The sequence below is a fragment of the Stenotrophomonas sp. genome (assembly GCF_050737575.1).
GTDB lineage: Bacteria > Pseudomonadota > Gammaproteobacteria > Xanthomonadales > Xanthomonadaceae > Stenotrophomonas.
This window is the reverse complement of the sequence record NZ_JBOHXW010000002.1, coordinates 174,400-192,696: the sequence shown is the minus strand read 5'-3', so window position 1 is coordinate 192,696 and position 18,297 is coordinate 174,400. Positions and strand designations below refer to the sequence as shown.

Here is an 18,297-nt window from a genome sequence, read left to right as displayed (position 1 = left end):
CCATGAATCGCATCTACCGTCTTGTGTTCAACCACGCTCTTGGCCAAGTCCAGGTGACCTCCGAAATCGGCGCGTCCCCACGCGCAGCCACCGGCGCTTCCCGTCGCCTGCCGGCACGCCTGCGCCTGCTGCCGTTGGCATTGGCGCTTGCCTACGCTGCAGGGGCGCAGGCCGTGGAGTTGCCGGGAAGTGGGGCCGCCACCGGCGCAACCATCTCGATTAATGGCAACACGATGACGATTACCCAGGCTCAGGCCAAAGCACTGATCCACTGGGGGAGTTTCAATATCGGCGAGGGTGGCGCCGTCAACATCACCACTCCAGATGCAAACAGCGTCACCTTGAACATGGTGTCCAGCGGGACGCCGAGCAGCATTGATGGCGCATTGAAATCGAATGGCCATGTGTTCCTGATCAACCCCAGCGGCATTGCCTTCGGCAGTGGAGCGCAAGTGAGTGTTGCTGGGCTGGTTGCCAGCTCGCTGGCGTTGAGCCAGGACGATGACAACAGGAACTATGTGTTTGCTCAGAACGGCGCAGCGGCAGGCGTCAGCAATGCAGGGGCCATCACCAGCAGTGGCCCGGTAGTGTTGATGGGATCTTCTGTTTCCAACAGCGGCGTTATCACCGGCGGAACGGTGAATCTGATTTCGGCCGGCAATGTCCTGCTCACTTACGATCCTCTGTCAGGTGCCACGGCACTGTTGAATGGGGCTACCAGCAGCTTGCCGGGCGGCACCTCCGCTGCCGTGAGCAACACCGGCACCATCACGGCCGACCGGATCGTATTGCAGGCAAACCTGCATCCAGCACTGGCAGCGTCGGCCATCAACCTGGGTGGCGCGGTGGTGGCGACGCAGCTGCTTTCTGCAGATGTCGTTGGCGGAGGGCTGCAAATATCAGGTGATGTCAACGCCGAAAGCATCCGCTTTGTCGGTGATAAAGGCGTCAGCCAAAGTGCCGGGCGCCTGGTCACCAGAGCGCTTGATTTGAATGTCACCGGCGACGCCGCACTGAGCAGTGCGACCAACGAGGTAGCCAGAATCGGCGGAACGGTTAGCGGAAATCTTGCATTGAGCAACTCCACCGCTCTTACCCAGACCGGGGCGCTGGAGGTGACGGGTACCACCGCGCTGAGCAACGTATCCAAAGATGTAGCGTTGACCAATGCCGGCAACCGCTTCGGCGGGAATGTATCGCTCGACGCCGGCAATGTAGCCATCTCAGCCGCTGGCAGCTTGGCCTTGGGCAACGTCAAAGTTGACTCACTGGACGCAACCGCTGGATCCATATATCTGCCTGCCGTGATCCGTAGTGCTGGGGCGCAGAGATACAACGGCGCCGTAGTGCTGGGGAGGGACACTGCCCTGTCCAGTTCACTGGGTACGATCAGATTCAACGGAGTGATTGACGGCGCCCATGCCTTGTCGGTCACAGCGGGTGGGGAAGTCAGTTTTGGTGGTGCGGTGGGAGGCTCAACAGCGTTGACGTCGCTGGATGTCGCCGGTGCATCGGGCATATCGTTGCCGTCGAACGTCACCACCACTGGCATGCAGCGCTACGGCGGTCCGGTGAACTTGTGGGGGGCGACCTCGCTGGGCAGCCAGTCGGCAGGTGCCATCGACTTCAGCTCCACCATCAATGGCGCACATGGTTTGACCGTCAATACTGCGGGAACCACCACCTTCGCTGGCGCCATAGGTGGGACTACAGCCCTTGCTTCCTTGACCACCGATGCAGCGGGTAGTACCCGGTTGGGCGGCAATGTGCGAACAACGGGAAGCCAGACTTATGGCGATACCGTTTCGCTGACCGGGCCTGTCACGGTGAGCAGTGCGGCGGCCGGCAACATTTCGTTTGGCAGCAGCGTCACTGGCACCGCCGGCTTGGTCGCCAACACGACCGGGCGGACCACATTTGGCGGCGTGGTCAATCTGGATTCGCTGATCACCGATGCCGGTGGCAGCACCCAGCTGGGCGGCAATGTGACCACCCGCGGTGCGCAGACCTACGACGACGAATTGGTACTGGCTGGCAATGTCACGCTGACAAGCACGCATGGTGATTCCATCAGCATCAATGCCGGAGCCAACGGCGCGCATTCACTGTCAGTAAACACGGCGGGCACCACGACGCTGGCTGGCGGTCTTGGCAGCACCACTGCATTGGCATCATTAATGACCGACGGGGTTGGTGATACGCGCTTGTCGGGTGTTGTCCGGACTTCGGGTAACCAGATTTATGGTGACAAGGTCGTACTTTTCGGCAATACCGCGCTTACGAGTTTCTCTAACTCCATTTTCTTCCAAGGCACGCTGGATGGCGCCCATGCACTGACGACAAATGCAGCGGCGCAAACGCATTTCCAGGGTGATGTAGGGGCAACAAATGCACTGGCATCACTGGCAGTCTCTGCTGGGTCATTCGGCGCGCGGCGCATCAACACCAGCGGCAACCTCAGCCTAAACGTCTCCGACAGTATCGCGCAGCAGACCGGGGCCTACTCCGTTGGCGGCGATGCCAGCTTCGCTTCGGATGGCGATCTGTTGCTGGGAGCAGAGAATAACTTCCACGGCAAGGTTGCGCTCGACGGCAGCGATGTCCAAATCTTTGCAAACTCAGCGCTGGACATCAGCCACGCCCAGGCCACTACGCTGGGCGCACAGGCCTTCGGTGCCCTGGCACTGGATAACGCCACCATCGGAATCGGTGGCGCCACTCTTATCGGGGGGGCAATGTTGCTGGGCTCCATCACGGTCACCGATGGCGGTCACCTGTGGGTTGACGGCGGTTCCATCAGCCAATTCGGGACGCTGGACGTTTCCGGTGCAAGCGTATTCAACGCGCGTGTCGGCAACATCACATTGGGCGCCCGCAATGCATTTGGCGGCCATGTCAATCTGATGGGCACTGATGTCCTCATCAATGCAGGCGACCTGCTCAAATTGGGCGGTGTCAGTGCGCGCAACCTGGAGGCCGGGGCAGCCCAGCTGCAATTTTTCAGCAACATAACCACGACAGGCTACCAACGCTACGTCGGCGCACTTGGATTGACGCGTGACACCTCGCTGGTCGCAGGTGGAGCGCTGAACATCACCGGTAGCATTGATGGAGGATTTGGACTTGCGCTGAACTCAGGTAGCGCGGTCCGAATTGCCGGAGGTGTAGGGCAATCGACAGCGCTCTCCAGCCTGTCGGTGTCAGGCCCAGCGGCCATCGATAGCGCAGTGACCACAACTGGCGCGCAGACGTTCAACGGCGCGCTGCAGTTGAACGGCGACAGCAGCCTGACCAGCTTGCAAGGCAACCTGACTCTGGCAGCCGTGGATGGCCCGCACGCATTGGCATTGAATGCAGGCAATGGCGCGGTGCATGTCGGATCGGTCGGCGCAAGCAGTGCACTGACCCGCCTGCAGGTCGACAGTGCCGCGCTCGGCTTCCTGGGGACATCGGTAACGACCAGCGGTGCGCAGCAGTACAACGCATCAGTGGTGATGACCAAGGACGTGGCCCTTGCCAGTATCGGAGTAGGCGACATCGGGTTTGGCGGCAGCATCGACGGTGGCTATGCGCTGCAGGTCAATACCGCCGGTGTCACCCGCTTCGGTGGCACGGTAGGAGGTATCACCGCATTGGCGTCACTGACGACAAATGCCGCCGGCACCACCGAGCTGGGCGGCGGGGTCACCGCCAGTGGCAACGTTGCCTTCAATGATGCGGTGAACCTGAAAGCACTCACCAGCGTGCACAGCCAGAACGGTACAACGACCTTCGGAAGCACCGTTGTCGGGCCTTGGGCACTGGCCGCAACAGGTGGTGCTGGCACCATCTTCGGCGGCGCGGTCAATGTGCGGAGTCTGCTGGTACAAGGCGGCGGCACCACCACGCTGGGAGGCGACGTAAGCGTCGATACCAGCGCCGTGTTCAATCGTCCTGTTTTGTTGACCGATGATGTGACCGTGGATGCACGAACTGTCTCCTTTGCGGGGGCGATCAACGGCGCGCATGCACTGGACATCGCCGCTACCGGTGCGGTGACCATTGGTGATCATATTGGCGCGACTACCGCATTGGACGCGTTGACCGTGCGCGGCGCATCGTTGAATACCCAGGGCATCAGGACAACCGGCAACCTTGCCGTGGATGTTGTCGGTGATATCACCCAGACAGCTGCTTATTCGGTGGGGGGCGCTGCCAACTTCAAATCGCAGGGCAACATCACGCTGGGCAACATCGGCAACAATTTCGGTGGCGCGGTAGCGCTGGACGGTGGCGCGATTCAGATAGCCAGTGCATTCGCACTTGATCTGGACGTTGTGCAGGCAGACAGTCTTTCTGCAACGGCCTACGGCGGACTGAGACTGGGCAATGCCGTGATCGCAGGAAGCACCTTCCTGTCGGGCAACGGGATCGTCTTCGACGATGCCACGATACAGGGCCAGCTTGGGGCAATCAGCAACGGCTCCATCCAGCAGAGTGGAGCGTTGAATGTCGCTGGTACCAGCCAGCTCAATGCCGCTGACGACATCATCCTGAGCAACCCGCAGAATGCGTTTGGTGACGACGTGTCAGTGGGCGCAGATAATGCAGACATCGTCAGTTCGACCGCGCTTTCGCTTGGTACATCCAGCGTTGGCCATCTGAAAGCCCGCACGGCTGGCGACCTGCGGCTGACCGGCCAGATCTACTCCAACAACGTTGATCTGGCAACCGATGGCAACTTCGACAATCGCTACGGTGCCAGCGCGATTCGGTTGAACGGTAATGGCCGCTGGCACATCTACCTGAGCTCTCCAACGTCCGCGCACAACTTCGGCAACCTGGACAGCGGCAACACCGCCATCTGGAATACCGGCGCATTCGCGGGAACCTCCGCAGCTGGCAATCGCTATCTGTTTGCGTGGCAGCCGACCCTGACCGTGACAGGCGCAGTACTTCACAAAATCTATGGCGATACCGCTGACCTGACCAACGCCTTCACCACCAGCGGCTTGATGGGCGGCGTGGCCGGCGCGTATTTCGGCGACAGTTTTGCCGGGGTGTTTTCAGGCATGCCGCACCTCACCTCGACAGGCGCAAGCGGCAACGCCAATGCTTCCACGTCGCCGTATGCGATTGATGTAGCCCAAGGCACGCTGGATGCTGGCAGCTCCGGCTACGCACTGACGTTCGCTCCGGGGCAATTGTTCGTAGACCGCAGGGCACTCAACATCACCGCGCAGGATGGCAACAAGACCTATGGCCAGAATGGCGGTCTGGGTGGCTACCGCGTCGATGGCTTGCTCAACACCGACAACGTGGCGTCGGTCGATCTGGGCAGCAACGGCACCGGCGCTACCGCCAACGTCGGCGATTACACGATCACTGCTTCCAACGCTGACGGCACTGGCCTGTCCAACTACGACATCACTTACAACGATGGCGTGCTGTCCATCGGCAAGGCTGGATTGACCATCACGGCCAACAACGGGAACAAGACCTATGGCCAGAATGGCGGTCTGGGTGGCTACCGCGTGGATGGCTTGCTCAACACCGACAACGTGGCGTCGGTTGATCTGGGCAGCAACGGCACCGGCGCTACCGCCAACGTCGGCAACTACACGATCACCGCCAGCAACGCCGATGGCACCGGGCTGTCCAACTACGACATCACCTACACCGACGGCGTGCTGTCCATCGGCAAGGCTGGGCTGACCATCACCGCCAACAACGGTGGCAAGACCTACGGTCAGAACGGTGGATTGGCTGGCTACCGCGTTGATGGCTTGCTCAACACCGACAACGTGGCGTCGGTTGATCTGGGCAGCAACGGCACCGGCGCTACCGCCAACGTCGGCAACTACACCATCACCGCCAGCAATGCAGACGGCACCGGCCTGTCCAACTACGACATCACCTACACCGACGGCGTGCTGTCCATCGGTAAAGCCGGCCTGACCATCACCGCCAACAACGGTGGCAAGACCTACGGTCAGAACGGTGGATTGGCTGGCTACCGCGTTGATGGCTTGCTCAACACCGACAACGTGGCGTCGGTTGATCTGGGCAGCAACGGCAGCGCCGCCACCGCCAACGTCGGCAACTACACCATCACCGCCAGCAACGCCGATGGCACCGGCCTGTCCAACTACGACATCACTTACACCGACGGCGTGTTGTCCATCGGCAAAGCTGGACTGACCATCACCGCTGACAACGGCAGCAAGACCTATGGCCAGAATGGTGGTCTGGGTGGCTACCGCGTTGATGGCTTGCTCAACACCGACAACGTGGCGTCGGTTGATCTGGGCAGCAACGGCACCGGCGCCACCGCCAACGTCGGCAACTACACCATCACCGCCAGCAACGCCGACGGCACCGGGCTGTCCAACTACGACATCACTTACACCGACGGCGTGTTGTCCATCGGTAAAGCCGGCCTGACCATCACGGCCAACAACGGCGGCAAGACCTATGGCCAGAATGGTGGCCTGGGTAGCTACCGCGTTGATGGCTTGCTCAACACCGACAACGTGTTGTCGGTCGATCTGGGCAGCAACGGCAGCGCCGCCACCGCCAACGTCGGCAACTACAAAATCACCGCCAGCAATGCAGACGGCACCGGCCTGTCCAACTACGACATCACCTACACCGACGGCGTGCTGTCCATCGGTAAAGCCGGCCTGACCATCACCGCCAACAACGGTGGCAAGACCTACGGTCAGAACGGTGGATTGGCTGGCTACCGCGTTGATGGCTTGCTCAACACCGACAACGTGGCGTCGGTTGATCTGGGCAGCAACGGCAGCGCCGCCACCGCCAACGTCGGCGATTACACGATCACTGCTTCCAACGCAGACGGCACCGGGCTGTCCAACTACGACATCACTTACACCGACGGCGTGTTGTCCATCGGTAAAGCCGGCCTGACCATCACGGCCAACAACGCCAGCAAGAACACCGGCCAGTCCACGTTGTTCAACGGCTACACCGCAGATGGTCTGCTCAATGGCGACACGCTTGATGGCGTCAAGCTGTCCAGCAACGGCGGTGACGTGAGCGCCAAGCCGGGTACTTACACCATCGTCGCCAGTGATGCGCACGGTGCGCAGCTCGGTAACTACGACGTCACCTATCGCGAAGGAACGCTGGAAGTCGTTGATGTGCCCAACTGGCACAACGTGCAGATTGGCCGCGAAGTGGCGGCCAACCTGAGCAAGCCCGTCGCCCGCGCGCTCACCGATTCACCGGATGCGCCGCTGTACCGGATGAGCGACGCGGCCATCAGGCCGGCCAGCGACGCGTGCACGTCGATTGGGGAGATCGGTTGCCTCGCTCGCCAACCGGAGTGATGGCCGGTTGTTGAAACAGAAAAGGCGCATCGTTCGATGCGCCTTTTTCAATCAAGCCCCTCTCCCCTCGCGGGAGAGGGGTTGGGGAGAGGGGGAAAGAAAACCCCCTTCCCCACAAAGCTCCTCCCAGCTCCACAGGTCATCAGCTGTGACGTGACTCAGCTACTCATGGCCAGTGCTCAATGGTTGAACACAATGTCCGCGATGATGCCGGTGGCGATAGCGACCATCAGCATGTTGCCGCGGTCATCACGGATCCAGTGGTGGCCATGCGGCGGGCGATGCAGGTGGTGGCGGCTGTAATCGTTGACCACATACACCGGGCCACCGTAGTAGTTGCCGTAGCGGTGGCCGCGCTGGAAACCATACGGGCGATAAACCACACGCGGCGGCGGCGCATGGTAACGACGGTCGTTGTAACGGGCGTCGCGGTAACCCTCACGGTAACCGTTGCTGTAATGGCGGCGGTCATCACGACGGTCGTGGCCTCGGCCGCGATCATGGCCGCGACCGCGATCGTCCCAGCCGTGGCGGCCACGGTCATGGTCCCGGTCGCCTGCGGCGAAGGCCGGGGCGGTGGCGCCGAAAGCCAGCAGGGCGGTCATCGCAGCGACAATTAGGCGGTTCATCTTCATGGGTGGCCTTCGCAGGTTTGGGTGGACGGTTTCCATAATGCTCACGCGATATGAACAGATTCCGGCTGGAACCGTTTCCGGACTAATCCCATTCATAAATGAGCAAGCCACACGCCTCAGCCGGCCTCCCCGGGCTTGCGGCTATAATTGGCGATTCCTTTTTGCCTTGTGCCCTGTCCAGTCCCGGACCGGGGGCGGGCGTGCGCTACGGAGACGTCATGTCCTCGCAATACATCTACACCATGAACCGCGTCAGCAAGGTGGTCCCGCCCAAGCGGCAGATCATCAAGGACATCTCGCTGTCGTTCTTCCCCGGCGCCAAGATCGGCCTGCTTGGCCTGAACGGCGCCGGCAAGTCGACCGTGCTGAAGATCATGGCCGGCGTGGACACCGATTTCGAGGGCGAAGCCCGCCCGCAGGCCGGCATCAAGGTCGGCTACCTGGCCCAGGAGCCGGAGCTGGACCCGACCAAGACCGTGCGTGAAGCCGTCGAGGAAGGCGTGGGCGAAGTGCTGCAGGCCCAGGCCGCGCTGGACGCGGTCTATCTGGCCTATGCCGAGGAAGGCGCCGATTTCGACAAGCTGGCCAAAGAACAGGAGCGCCTGGAGGCGATCCTCGCCGCTGGCGATGCCCACACTCTGGAAAACCAGCTGGACGTGGCCGCCGACGCGCTGCGCCTGCCGCCGTGGGAAGCCATCGTGGGCAAGCTGTCCGGTGGTGAGAAGCGCCGCGTCGCCCTGTGCCGCCTGCTGCTGCAGAAGCCGGACATGCTGCTGCTCGACGAACCGACCAACCACCTGGACGCCGAGTCCGTGGAATGGCTGGAACAGTTCCTGGCGCGCTACACCGGCACCGTGGTGGCTGTTACCCATGATCGCTACTTCCTGGACAACGCCGCCGAGTGGATCCTGGAACTGGACCGCGGCCGCGGCATTCCGTGGAAGGGCAACTACACCGACTGGCTGATGCAGAAGGACGAGCGCCTGAAGCAGGAAGACAACCAGGAGAAGTCGCGCCAGAAGGCAATCCAGAAGGAACTGGAATGGTCGCGCCAGAACGCCAAGGGCGGCCGTACCAAGGGCAAGGCACGTCTTGCACGCCTGGAAGAGCTGCAGTCGGTTGACTACCAGAAGCGCAACGAGACCAATGAAATCTTCATCCCGCCGGGCGAGCGCCTGGGCAACTCGGTGATGGAGTTCAAGAACGTCTCCAAGAAGTTCGGTGACCGTCTGTTGTTCGACGAACTGAGCTTCCTGGTGCCGGCCGGCGCCATCGTCGGCATCATCGGCCCCAACGGTGCCGGTAAGTCGACCCTGTTCAAGATGATCACCGGCCAGGAAAAGCCGGATTCCGGTGAGATCGTGGTCGGCCCGACCGTCAAGCTGTCCTACGTGGACCAGAGCCGCGACGCGCTGGAAGGCAACCACAACGTGTTCCAGGAAATCGCTGGCGGCCTGGACATCCTCAACATCAACGGCGTGGAGATCCAGTCGCGCGCCTACATCGGCCGCTTCAACTTCAAGGGCCAGGACCAGCAGAAGCTGGTCGGTTCGCTGTCCGGTGGTGAGCGTGGCCGCCTGCACATGGCCAAGACCCTGCTGCAGGGTGGCAACGTGCTGCTGCTCGATGAACCGTCCAACGATCTGGACATCGAAACCCTGCGTGCGCTGGAAGATGCGCTGCTGGAGTTCCCGGGCAACACCTTCGTGATTTCGCATGACCGCTGGTTCCTGGATCGCATCGCGACCCACATCCTGGCGTTCGAGGGCGATTCGCACGTGGAGTTCTTCCAGGGCAACTACCGCGAGTACGAAGAAGACAAGCGCCGCCGCATGGGCGACGACGCAGCGCCGAAGCGCCTGCGCTTCAAGGCGCTCAAGTAAGAGCCCCACAGACGGCCGCCCAGTGCGGCCGTCTGCTTTTTTGCTCGGCCACATTGGCTGCCGGATATTCTGGCTCCCTCTCCCCAACCCCTCTCCCGTAAAGGGAGAGGGGCTTTCAAGCTGCGATCGCAAGCAAACATTCGACCTGCAGGATTCGGGCCCCTCTCCCTTTACGGGAGAGGGGTTGGGGAGAGGGTAGCCTTCCCCTGCAAAGGCAACCAACGAAACAACAGCAGCCGCCTCTCCTTTCCGCCAAGGGAGGGGAAAGCATCCAATCCACCGGAACATTTCCATGTCTTTACTCGACCGCCTGTTCAAGCTGCAGCAGCACGGCACCAGCGTCCGCACTGAAGTGCTGGCCGGCCTGACCACCTTCCTGACGATGTCCTACATCGTCTTCGTCAACCCGGAAATCCTCGGCACCACCGGCATGGATCCGGGCGCGGTGTTCGTGGCGACCTGCCTTGCCGCGGCCGTCGGTTCGGCGGTGATGGCGCTGGCGGCGAACTTCCCGGTCGGCATGGCGCCGGGCATGGGCTTGAATGCGTTCTTCGCGTTCACCGTGGTGGGCGCGACCGGCTTGCCGTGGCAGCAGGCGCTGGCGGCGGTGTTCATCTCCGGCCTGCTGTTCTGGGTGCTGACCTTGACCGGCGTGCGCGCATGGCTGGTGGCGGGCATTCCCGCGTCACTGCGCTCGGCGATTGTCGCCGGCATCGGTTTGTTCCTGGCAATCATCGCGTTGCAGAAGTCCAATGTGATCGTTGCCAACGAAGACACCATGCTCACGCTGGGGCCACTCAACACCGCGCCGCCGTTGCTGGCGCTGGGCGGTTTTCTGCTGATATCGGTACTGGAAGCGCGCAAGGTACGCGGCGCGATTCTGATCGGCATCCTCGCCGTCACCGGCGTGGCGTGGGCCATCGGCAATGTGCAGTACCAGGGCATCGTGTCGCTGCCGCCCAGCCTTGCCCCGACCTTCCTGCAGCTGGATCTGCCCGGCCTGCTGCATCACGACGGCGGCGCGCCGCTGGCGGTGTTGCTGCAGGTGGTGCTGGTGTTCGTACTGGTGGAAGTGTTCGATGCCACCGGCACGCTGTATGGCGTGGTCGGCCGTGCCGGTTTGTTGAAACTGGACGATGGCAAGAAGCGCTTTGGCCGCGCCCTGCTGGCCGACAGTACCGCGATTGTGGCCGGCTCGTTGCTGGGCACCAGCTCGACCACCGCCTTCGCCGAGAGCGCCTCCGGCGTGCAGGTCGGCGGCCGCACCGGACTGACTGCATTGGTCGTCGCCGCGTTGTTCCTGGCCGCGTTGTTGTTCTCGCCACTGGCGGCGATGGTGCCGTCCTACGCGACCGCACCGGCGCTGTTGTTCGTGGCCGGACTGATGCTGCGCGAGCTGGTCGAAGTGAAGTGGGACGACCTCACCGAGTCGGTGCCGGCGGCGTTGTGTGCGCTGGCAATGCCGTTCACCTACTCCATCGCCAATGGCCTGGCGTTCGGCTTCATCGCCTATGCCGCATTGAAGGCCGGCACCGGCCGTTGGCGTGAAGTGCGCCCGGCCGTGTGGTTGGTGGCCGGGTTGTTTGTGCTGCGCTACGCGCTGGAGTGAGCCGCGCTGCGATGCGGCTGGCTCACGCCCGCCACGTCACCACGATCGTTGCAACCAGCACCAGCACGGTGCTGGTCACCGAGAACACCCCCAGCGCCACCGCCGTGCGCCACAACGTGGACAGCAATGGGCGCGTGGCGAAGAACTGCATCAACGAAGCAGCGCCGTAGACCATGCCCATCAGGCCCGCCAGCGACTGCGCATAAGGCAGCCAGCGGTGCAGCGGGATCAGCAGGAGCCAGATGACGAAGGTCTGCACGGTCAGCAGGGTGGATATCACCAGCCACTCCGGGTAGTTCAACCTGCTGAAACGACGGAACACCAGCCAGAACGTCAGCGCCTCGAACGGCAACAGCATCAGCGTGAACGCCGCGAAATGCCCACTGATCCACTCGCCCACCGTGCGCGAAGCCAGCATGAACTGCTGCAACTGCTCAGGTACCGCCTGGCCTGTGGCAATGGCCTGGTGAGCGCCCCCGTCGATCAGGCTACCGCCGCTGACCAGCTTGTTGAGCAGCACCACCGCCGCCGACATCATCGTGATCAGCAACAACGGTTTGACCTGGTTGCCGCGCCGCCCCTCAATGTAGTCGCGCAACAGCACCCCCGGCCGCAGCATCAACTGCTTGAGCGAATACAGGATGCCGCGGTCCATGTGCAGCACGCTGTGCTCCAGCTCATGGCCGAGGAAGTGCCAGTCGATGCGATGCACCGGCGTGGGCTGGCCGCAGTTCGGGCAGAATTTCTGCCCGGTGCCGGCAACAGCCCACTCACAATTGATACACCTGCTGTTGTCGTGCATCCCCATGCAGCCTTCCCCGATGGCAAGGCCGCATTCTAGAACGGCGGAGTTGCGCGCAACCACCCTTCAGTTCGGCACCCAGGCGGGCGGGCTCCACTGCAACATGAAGTGCTCCTGCCGTTGTACCGAAGACGGCCCTGGCCGGGATGATTTTGTATCCAAAGAAATCTTGAGAAGGCAGCGCTCTCAAGGAGCAAGTCCGAGGCACATCACTCCACGTGCCATCAATCGTATTGAATGTCGTAGACCGCCACGCTCCTCACCAATCCTGCGTCCACCTTTCCTGCGCGGGTCTGGATGAAACGCGCACGCAATGGCAGCGTCAGCGTTGCCGTGCCACCGCCAGTCCTGCCCATATTGATCTTCTGATTGAAGACCACCGGCCGCTCAGTCGTCCCCTCCATCCGTGCGATCTGAATGCCCACCCCTTTGGCGGAACCAGGATCGCCACTGATTCCCAATACGCCGGCAAGGCTTGAGCCAGAGGGGTTGCGGCTATCGTCCAGGCTGATGCTTACGCCTCTGAAATCAGCGCCGTTGCACTGGAGACTGACATTGAAGTTTCGGATCGGCCCAACACTGCCAACCCCGGTAAACGTCGAGCTCGGCTCTTCACCCATGTTCACGACAGGCTGGCCTGCTGTACCCGCGGCCGGGCTACAGGTGGCCCCCGTGATTCTGATAGGCAAAGTCAGCCAAAGCTCCGAAAGCGGCCTTGCTGCTGTATCGCCATTTAGATAGCCATACACAAGCCGCATTGGCACCGGAAAAATATCGCCCGTACCTACTTCCGCACCTGTCCTGACCAGGGCTAATGAGTAGGTTGGACTCGCTATTGCCAGTGAACTTGTTCTCGCGAAAGTTTCGTCTCTGGGGAAGTTTGTAGCTACGTGATTTACCCGGATGCGCACCCCCACACCTTTCACATTCGTCTTGTAAACGCCACTGCTTCCATAAACAGGATCAAGCTCCAAACCCGGTGCGGCCAGCCAGCGCAGGTACCCGTCGTTCGTGCAGGATCCATTCCTGAATGTCTGGAACGAGAAGCCCGAATAGGAAGGAAAGAAGTTGCTGCCGACGGTTTGTCCTGGCGGTACGACCACATGGTTTGCACCGTTTGTCTGCAAATCGATCCTCAGCGTGTTGTCATTTGGATGCATGTAGCAAATCGCATTCGCTGAGAATGCCAACACGCTGCTTGTCAGAAGAACCGCTCCCATCACGCATAACCGGCGCATTGAAAATGTCATCGGCATGTTGCCTCCAGATTGATCAAGCCCGCTGACGATGCAACGTCCTGCCCATTGATTTGATAGTCAAAGCTGCAGCGCTGCTGCGCTTGCGTGCCCCATTGGATCTGCAGTTCACCGGCGTCGTGCTCGGTGCGCACATAGACCTTGCCGCCCTGCCCGACCATGCCCAGCACCTGGCCCTGTGCATCGGCAACCTGTGCGCCCAGCGGCAGCACCTTGCCGTCGGTGCTGCGCACCTGGATCAACAGCGCCCGGCCCTTGCGCGTGTCGAACTGCAGCCGACTGATGGCACCGGCAAACGGCGCCACGGACTGGCTGCTGGTCTGCAGTTCCACGTCCTGCGACATGCCACTGGGATCCAGAGTGATAGTGCTCATCCGGTACGGCATGACATACGGCACCACGGCGTAGCCGCGCCCATCAACCCGCAGACCTGCAGCATTGGTAACCCGGGCATCACGCGCGCCGGGCGCCTGGATCAGCACCATCGTGTCGCCGCGCTGCGGCGCCAGCGTGATGCCACCGGCATGCACGACGACACTGCCACTGGCGCCCAGCGACGCTTGTCGGAAGTCACTGGAATGGTTGTACGAACCACTCAGTGCCGCATAGCGGCTGCTATAGGCCGCGTAGACCGAGCTCTCGGTGTTGCCATTACGGCGGTCGGACAACGTCACGCCGTAGGAAAGATTGTTGTCCACGCCAGCAACGCCGGCGATGCCGATCCGGCTGTTTTCATAGCCGTGATCGCGTGCGCCGACATCTGCAGTGAAGGACAGAGGACGGGCGCGGCGACCCAACGGCACGCTTACGCTCAGCAGGTACTGGGTGTCGGACGCGCCGGAGGTCGTGTCCTCGGTACGGACAGCCGAAAGACCATAGCTCAGCGCCCGCCAATTATTGTTGTAGCCCACCTGGTACTCGCTGCTGGTACCGGGACGATCATGGAAATCGCGTACCGAACCGCTCACATACAGTGCACCGCCGGCATCACCCAGTGATTGATTCACCGTCACCTGGAACTGACTGCGTCGACGCCCGCTCCAGTTGGGATCCAACCCGATACTTACTGCCTCACGCGCGCGCAGCGCATCGTTAAGGCTGAGGAAGCCGCTGGTGGAATAACGGTACGCCGCCAGCGTGAAGTTGGTGCCGGTCTGCGCGATAAGGTTGCTGTAGCTCACCCGTGCACTGGAACCCTGACGCTTGCCTGCCTGCTGCAGCGTGGCGCGTGCATGGGTGATATCGGCAGCAACCGCGCCAATCGGCGTTGCCACACCCGCGCCATACAGCACCGATGCGTAGTCCTGGCCCAACACACTGCCGGTATACAACGTGAGCCGGTTGCCCATGCCGCGCTGATAGGTGCCCTGCAGCATCCAGGGGTCATCCCGCAACTGCGTATTGCGGACCTGCCCTGCGGTTACCGCATAGCGCGATACGCCCGCGCGCAGCATCTGTGCCACCGAGCCATAGGGCACCTTGAACATCCGTTTCCGGCCATCGGCTTCGACCACGCTTACTTCCAGGTCACCGCCATAGCCGGTGGGATACAGATCATCAATGACGAAGTTGCCTGGCGACACCGTCATTGAATAGATCAATTGCCCGTTCTGGTGGATTTCCACCTTCGCGTTGGTTTCCGCAATGCCGCGCACGACCGGCGCGTAACCACGCAGCGAATCCGGCAACATGCGGTCGTCGCTGACCAGGCTGGCGCCACGGTAGGCGATGGAGTCGAACAACTCACCGCTGGTGTACGCGTCACCCAAGGTCAGCATGCCCCCCACTTTTGGCAGTGCCCGCTGCGCATAGGTGGCAATGTTCTGCCAGCGACGGCCTTCGCCTTCGCTCCAGGCAAGACTGGAGTCATGGCGCAATTGCCAGCCCCCCAGGTTCAGCCCTGCGTTCATGCCCAGATACGCATTGCGGTTGCGGCTACCACCCGGCAAACGGTTTTCGTTGTCCACCGCATTGAACGTGTAACCAATAAAGCCGGCATTGATGCCGCGGTCCCACAGCGCCGGGTTTACATACCCGCGTGCCTCGCGGCGCAGATACGCCTGCGGGATGCTCAGGTCGTATCGCAGGCTGCCGCTGTCATAGGTACCGAAAGCATCGGTCATGCGCGCGTGCGCTGGCGCACAGGCATCGGCCGAGCCCTCTGCCTGCGGCGCGTTCAGCTGGCTGGTATCAACACCCAGCTCTTCCAGCAGTACAAGGCTCAGGCATGCGTCTACACGGCCTTGGGCATCGGCCTTGAAATCCAGATCGCGGCGCCCTTTCCAGTCGCCGTTGACGTACACGTCCACGCGGTAGCTGCCAGTCGTCATGGGATTGCCGTCGGCAAAGGCCGCCAGGTTCACCTGCTGGCTCTGGCCCGAAAGCATGTCGGCATTGAAGCGCGCCCGTGCCGGTGCCTTGCCCACGCCAGCGCGCACCAACAAGGCCTGCTCACCCAGATTCACTGTGCCTGATGCTGAGGCCGCCACCTGCTGCGGCAACAGCGCGGCCAACAGCAGTACGCACCACCCTGATGCCGCTGCGGCAGCCCCTGACGCACGCTGCGTCAAGGCTTGTTGAACCGCCAATGCCAATCTATTCCCAATCACGCTGACATTCCTTTGCAAGGACCATGGAGCAGCCATCCAAACCACGCCTGATCAGTTGCCATTGCCCACTACCGCCGTACGTTCCACGCGGCCGCCGTAATCATTGATGGTTGAAAAACGCACCTGTGTGACTCCGGCAGATGCGGGAAATTCCTGGCTCTTCCCAGGCGCGAGCATCACGCTCTTTTCCTTGATCTCGGATTCGCTTGTGCCGGTACCAACGTGTATTTCGGAAAAGCTCACGTGATACGGCGTGGGGTTCTCCACGCGCAGGCGATTACCGTCCAGGCGCCACAGCAGCGCAGCCGGCGCTTCGTTGGCTTCGCCTTGCAACGCCCGTGGCCGGTAGAAAAGTTTCACGCGCGAGCGGAACGCCACCTGCAGAAAATTCTGCTCCTCGGCACTGGGTTCCGGCGACGGTGGTACGTCCAGCACGTTGAGCCAGAACAGCGACTCCTGCGTCTCTGGCAGCTGGGCACCGGAAAACATCAGCCGCACCGCTTGACTACGGCCGGCTTCGATTCGCGCGATGGGCGGCAGCAGTACGAAAGGCGCATCGCTGGTGTCTGGCGTCTGCCGGGCATCACCACTATCGACCCAGACCTGCACCAGCGAAGGGGCCTCCCCCGTGTTCTGCAGCTGCACGGTCACTTCACGCGCCTGTTCGGGATAAACCACACGCGTGCCGTTGATCACGACCCCTGCATGCGCAGCCGGACACAGCACTGCCACCAGCGCTGACATGAGCAGCGCCCTTGTGAAAAAGGCTTTCATCAAAACGCACCTGACCGCTGTTGGGAGCAAGAGCCAACAGCCAGTGCTGCGCACCGGCTGTCGGTGGTAGCAACAATCAGTTGTAGATGATGGTGTACTGCACGCTGGTGCTCAGGTCACCGGCAGTCGCTGCTGCCGTTGCGTAGTACTCGGCAAAGTAGTTCAGGGTGGCGTTGCCATCACCATCCACGGTGACCATCTGTGAATTTGGCTGGGCCAACAGCACCGGCAACGCGTTGCCGTTCCCGCCTACCAACTGGATCTGCACATTGCCGGCCGCATTGGTGGTCAACTGGTTGTTCAGACGGCCGCTGCTCTGATCAACGGTGGTGCCCGACTCGAAGTAGGTACCCACCTGGCCGGGTGAGCACTGGCTCAGGTTGATGGCGAACGGGGTACGCGCGGCCACCGCGCCAGCCGCCGCCAGGCTGCTGGTCGACACCGTCGGCAGCGGGACAGTGAAGTCCTTGCCAGCTCCTGTTGTGATGTCGCAGGTCTTGTCGGTGATCTTGCCGGTGAAGGTGATCGTGCCGTCAGCGGCACTGGCAGCCATCGGCGCCACGGCCAACATGAGGATCGAGAGAAGAGTGATCTTACGCATTACGGATACCTAACCTCGCTAATGGGAAATGAAAAATAGAGAGGTGAGGCAAGGAATACCTTGTTCTGAGCAATCGCCATCCTTGCGCCACACCTGCACCCGGAACGACGCAATCGCGCAATTCCGTGACGCAAGTCTAGAAAATTATGTGATTCAATTTGCACAAGCTACCAAAACGGCTTGTTTGACAGCCCATGTTGAACCCGCTAGTCCCGCGAAAAATCCTCGCGCAAGCCGCACAGGGAACGCAGCGTTCAATCGCGTAAAGCCGCTCGCGAACCTGGGCAACGCCGCACACCAAAACAATATGGGGAAAACCGTGGCGCTCGCTACAGATTCACATCTCCGAGCTTCTTTCAGAGTGCGAAATGGGCGCCTACTCAGTACTCCGGACAACGGAGAAAGCCCATGAAAGCGGCTCATTTTCTGTATGCGGCATTGCTTTCAACCAGCGCGATGGCCTCGGCACAAACAGGCACGGTGCGCTTCAGCGGTCGCGTCGTGGATCCCGTCTGCGTGCCCAGCCTCAGCGGACAACAGCACCTGCAACTGGATGCCTGCCCCGCATCAGCCAAGGATCTGCGCGTCACCATCCATACGCAGGAAAGTGACGCTTCAACGGCCGAATTGATCGCAAAAACGCCACAGCTGTCGGCGCGGGTTTCAGGTACAGGCGATCTGACATTTTCAGACCGCTATCGGATCGAACCGCCAGAATCCGGCACCTACCTGGTCGTCATCGATTACCCGTGACACCCAACGCGCATGGATGCAGAGTCGAGGTTGCGGTCACTTCA

The 18,297-nt window shown here is 61.5% G+C and carries 10 protein-coding genes; 4 read left to right on the top strand and 6 right to left on the bottom strand.

The genetic code is table 11. The features are described from left to right. Positions 1–2 precede the first annotated feature (2 nt). Complete coding sequence (locus ACREP4_RS03975) at positions 3–7,331, top strand: MBG domain-containing protein (RefSeq protein WP_431594916.1); 7,329 nt, start codon at positions 3–5, stop codon at positions 7,329–7,331. A gap of 179 nt (positions 7,332–7,510) precedes the next feature. Here the strand turns inward: ACREP4_RS03975 and ACREP4_RS03970 are convergent, their stop codons facing one another. Next, the gene (locus ACREP4_RS03970) at positions 7,511–7,966 is read right to left on the bottom strand and encodes an RcnB family protein (RefSeq protein WP_431594915.1); all 456 of its coding nucleotides are present in this window, start codon (positions 7,964–7,966) and stop codon (positions 7,511–7,513) included. A 218-nt stretch (positions 7,967–8,184) separates the two neighbouring features. Between ACREP4_RS03970 and ettA the strand changes: the two genes are divergently transcribed. Together ettA and ACREP4_RS03960 are read left to right on the top strand one after the other, a co-directional pair. Next, positions 8,185–9,849, top strand: a complete 1,665-nt coding sequence (ettA, locus tag ACREP4_RS03965; protein WP_431594914.1) for an energy-dependent translational throttle protein EttA — start codon at positions 8,185–8,187, stop codon at positions 9,847–9,849. Between the two features lie 292 nt (positions 9,850–10,141). Beyond that, on the top strand, positions 10,142–11,458 hold the full coding sequence (locus ACREP4_RS03960; protein WP_431594913.1) for an NCS2 family permease: 1,317 nt from the start codon (positions 10,142–10,144) through the stop codon (positions 11,456–11,458). Between the two features lie 22 nt (positions 11,459–11,480). Here the strand turns inward: ACREP4_RS03960 and ACREP4_RS03955 are convergent, their stop codons facing one another. The 5 genes from ACREP4_RS03955 to ACREP4_RS03935 form a co-directional block, all read right to left on the bottom strand. After that, the gene (locus ACREP4_RS03955) at positions 11,481–12,266 is read right to left on the bottom strand and encodes a DUF3667 domain-containing protein (RefSeq protein WP_431594912.1); all 786 of its coding nucleotides are present in this window, start codon (positions 12,264–12,266) and stop codon (positions 11,481–11,483) included. Between the two features lie 218 nt (positions 12,267–12,484). Continuing rightward, positions 12,485–13,516, bottom strand: a complete 1,032-nt coding sequence (locus ACREP4_RS03950) for a fimbrial protein (RefSeq protein WP_431594911.1) — start codon at positions 13,514–13,516, stop codon at positions 12,485–12,487. Further along, positions 13,507–16,125: a fimbria/pilus outer membrane usher protein gene (locus ACREP4_RS03945; protein ID WP_431594910.1), complete on the bottom strand. Its 2,619-nt coding sequence runs from the start codon at positions 16,123–16,125 to the stop codon at positions 13,507–13,509. Before ACREP4_RS03945 ends, ACREP4_RS03950 begins: the two co-directional genes overlap by 10 nt. Positions 16,126–16,176: 51 nt before the next feature. Next, complete coding sequence (locus ACREP4_RS03940) at positions 16,177–16,899, bottom strand: fimbrial biogenesis chaperone (RefSeq protein WP_431595310.1); 723 nt, start codon at positions 16,897–16,899, stop codon at positions 16,177–16,179. Positions 16,900–16,975: 76 nt separating this feature from the next. After that, complete coding sequence (locus ACREP4_RS03935; RefSeq protein WP_431594909.1) at positions 16,976–17,500, bottom strand: fimbrial protein; 525 nt, start codon at positions 17,498–17,500, stop codon at positions 16,976–16,978. Positions 17,501–17,908: 408 nt separating this feature from the next. On the opposite strand from ACREP4_RS03935, the gene ACREP4_RS03930 reads away from it, so the two are divergent. Continuing rightward, complete coding sequence (locus tag ACREP4_RS03930; protein ID WP_431594908.1) at positions 17,909–18,253, top strand: hypothetical protein; 345 nt, start codon at positions 17,909–17,911, stop codon at positions 18,251–18,253. Positions 18,254–18,297 lie beyond the last annotated feature (44 nt).

Bases quoted from the DNA above. Each gene is read 5' to 3' on its own strand.
- ACREP4_RS03975 (WP_431594916.1), top strand. From the start codon at position 3: ATGAATCGCATCTACCGTCTTGTGTTCAACCACGCTCTTGGCCAAGTC.
- ACREP4_RS03970 (WP_431594915.1), bottom strand. From the start codon at position 7,966: ATGAAGATGAACCGCCTAATTGTCGCTGCGATGACCGCCCTGCTGGCT.
- ettA (WP_431594914.1), top strand. From the start codon at position 8,185: ATGTCCTCGCAATACATCTACACCATGAACCGCGTCAGCAAGGTGGTC.
- ACREP4_RS03960 (WP_431594913.1), top strand. From the start codon at position 10,142: ATGTCTTTACTCGACCGCCTGTTCAAGCTGCAGCAGCACGGCACCAGC.
- ACREP4_RS03955 (WP_431594912.1), bottom strand. From the start codon at position 12,266: ATGGGGATGCACGACAACAGCAGGTGTATCAATTGTGAGTGGGCTGTT.
- ACREP4_RS03950 (WP_431594911.1), bottom strand. From the start codon at position 13,516: ATGCCGATGACATTTTCAATGCGCCGGTTATGCGTGATGGGAGCGGTT.
- ACREP4_RS03940 (WP_431595310.1), bottom strand. From the start codon at position 16,899: ATGAAAGCCTTTTTCACAAGGGCGCTGCTCATGTCAGCGCTGGTGGCA.
- ACREP4_RS03935 (WP_431594909.1), bottom strand. From the start codon at position 17,500: ATGCGTAAGATCACTCTTCTCTCGATCCTCATGTTGGCCGTGGCGCCG.
- ACREP4_RS03930 (WP_431594908.1), top strand. From the start codon at position 17,909: ATGAAAGCGGCTCATTTTCTGTATGCGGCATTGCTTTCAACCAGCGCG.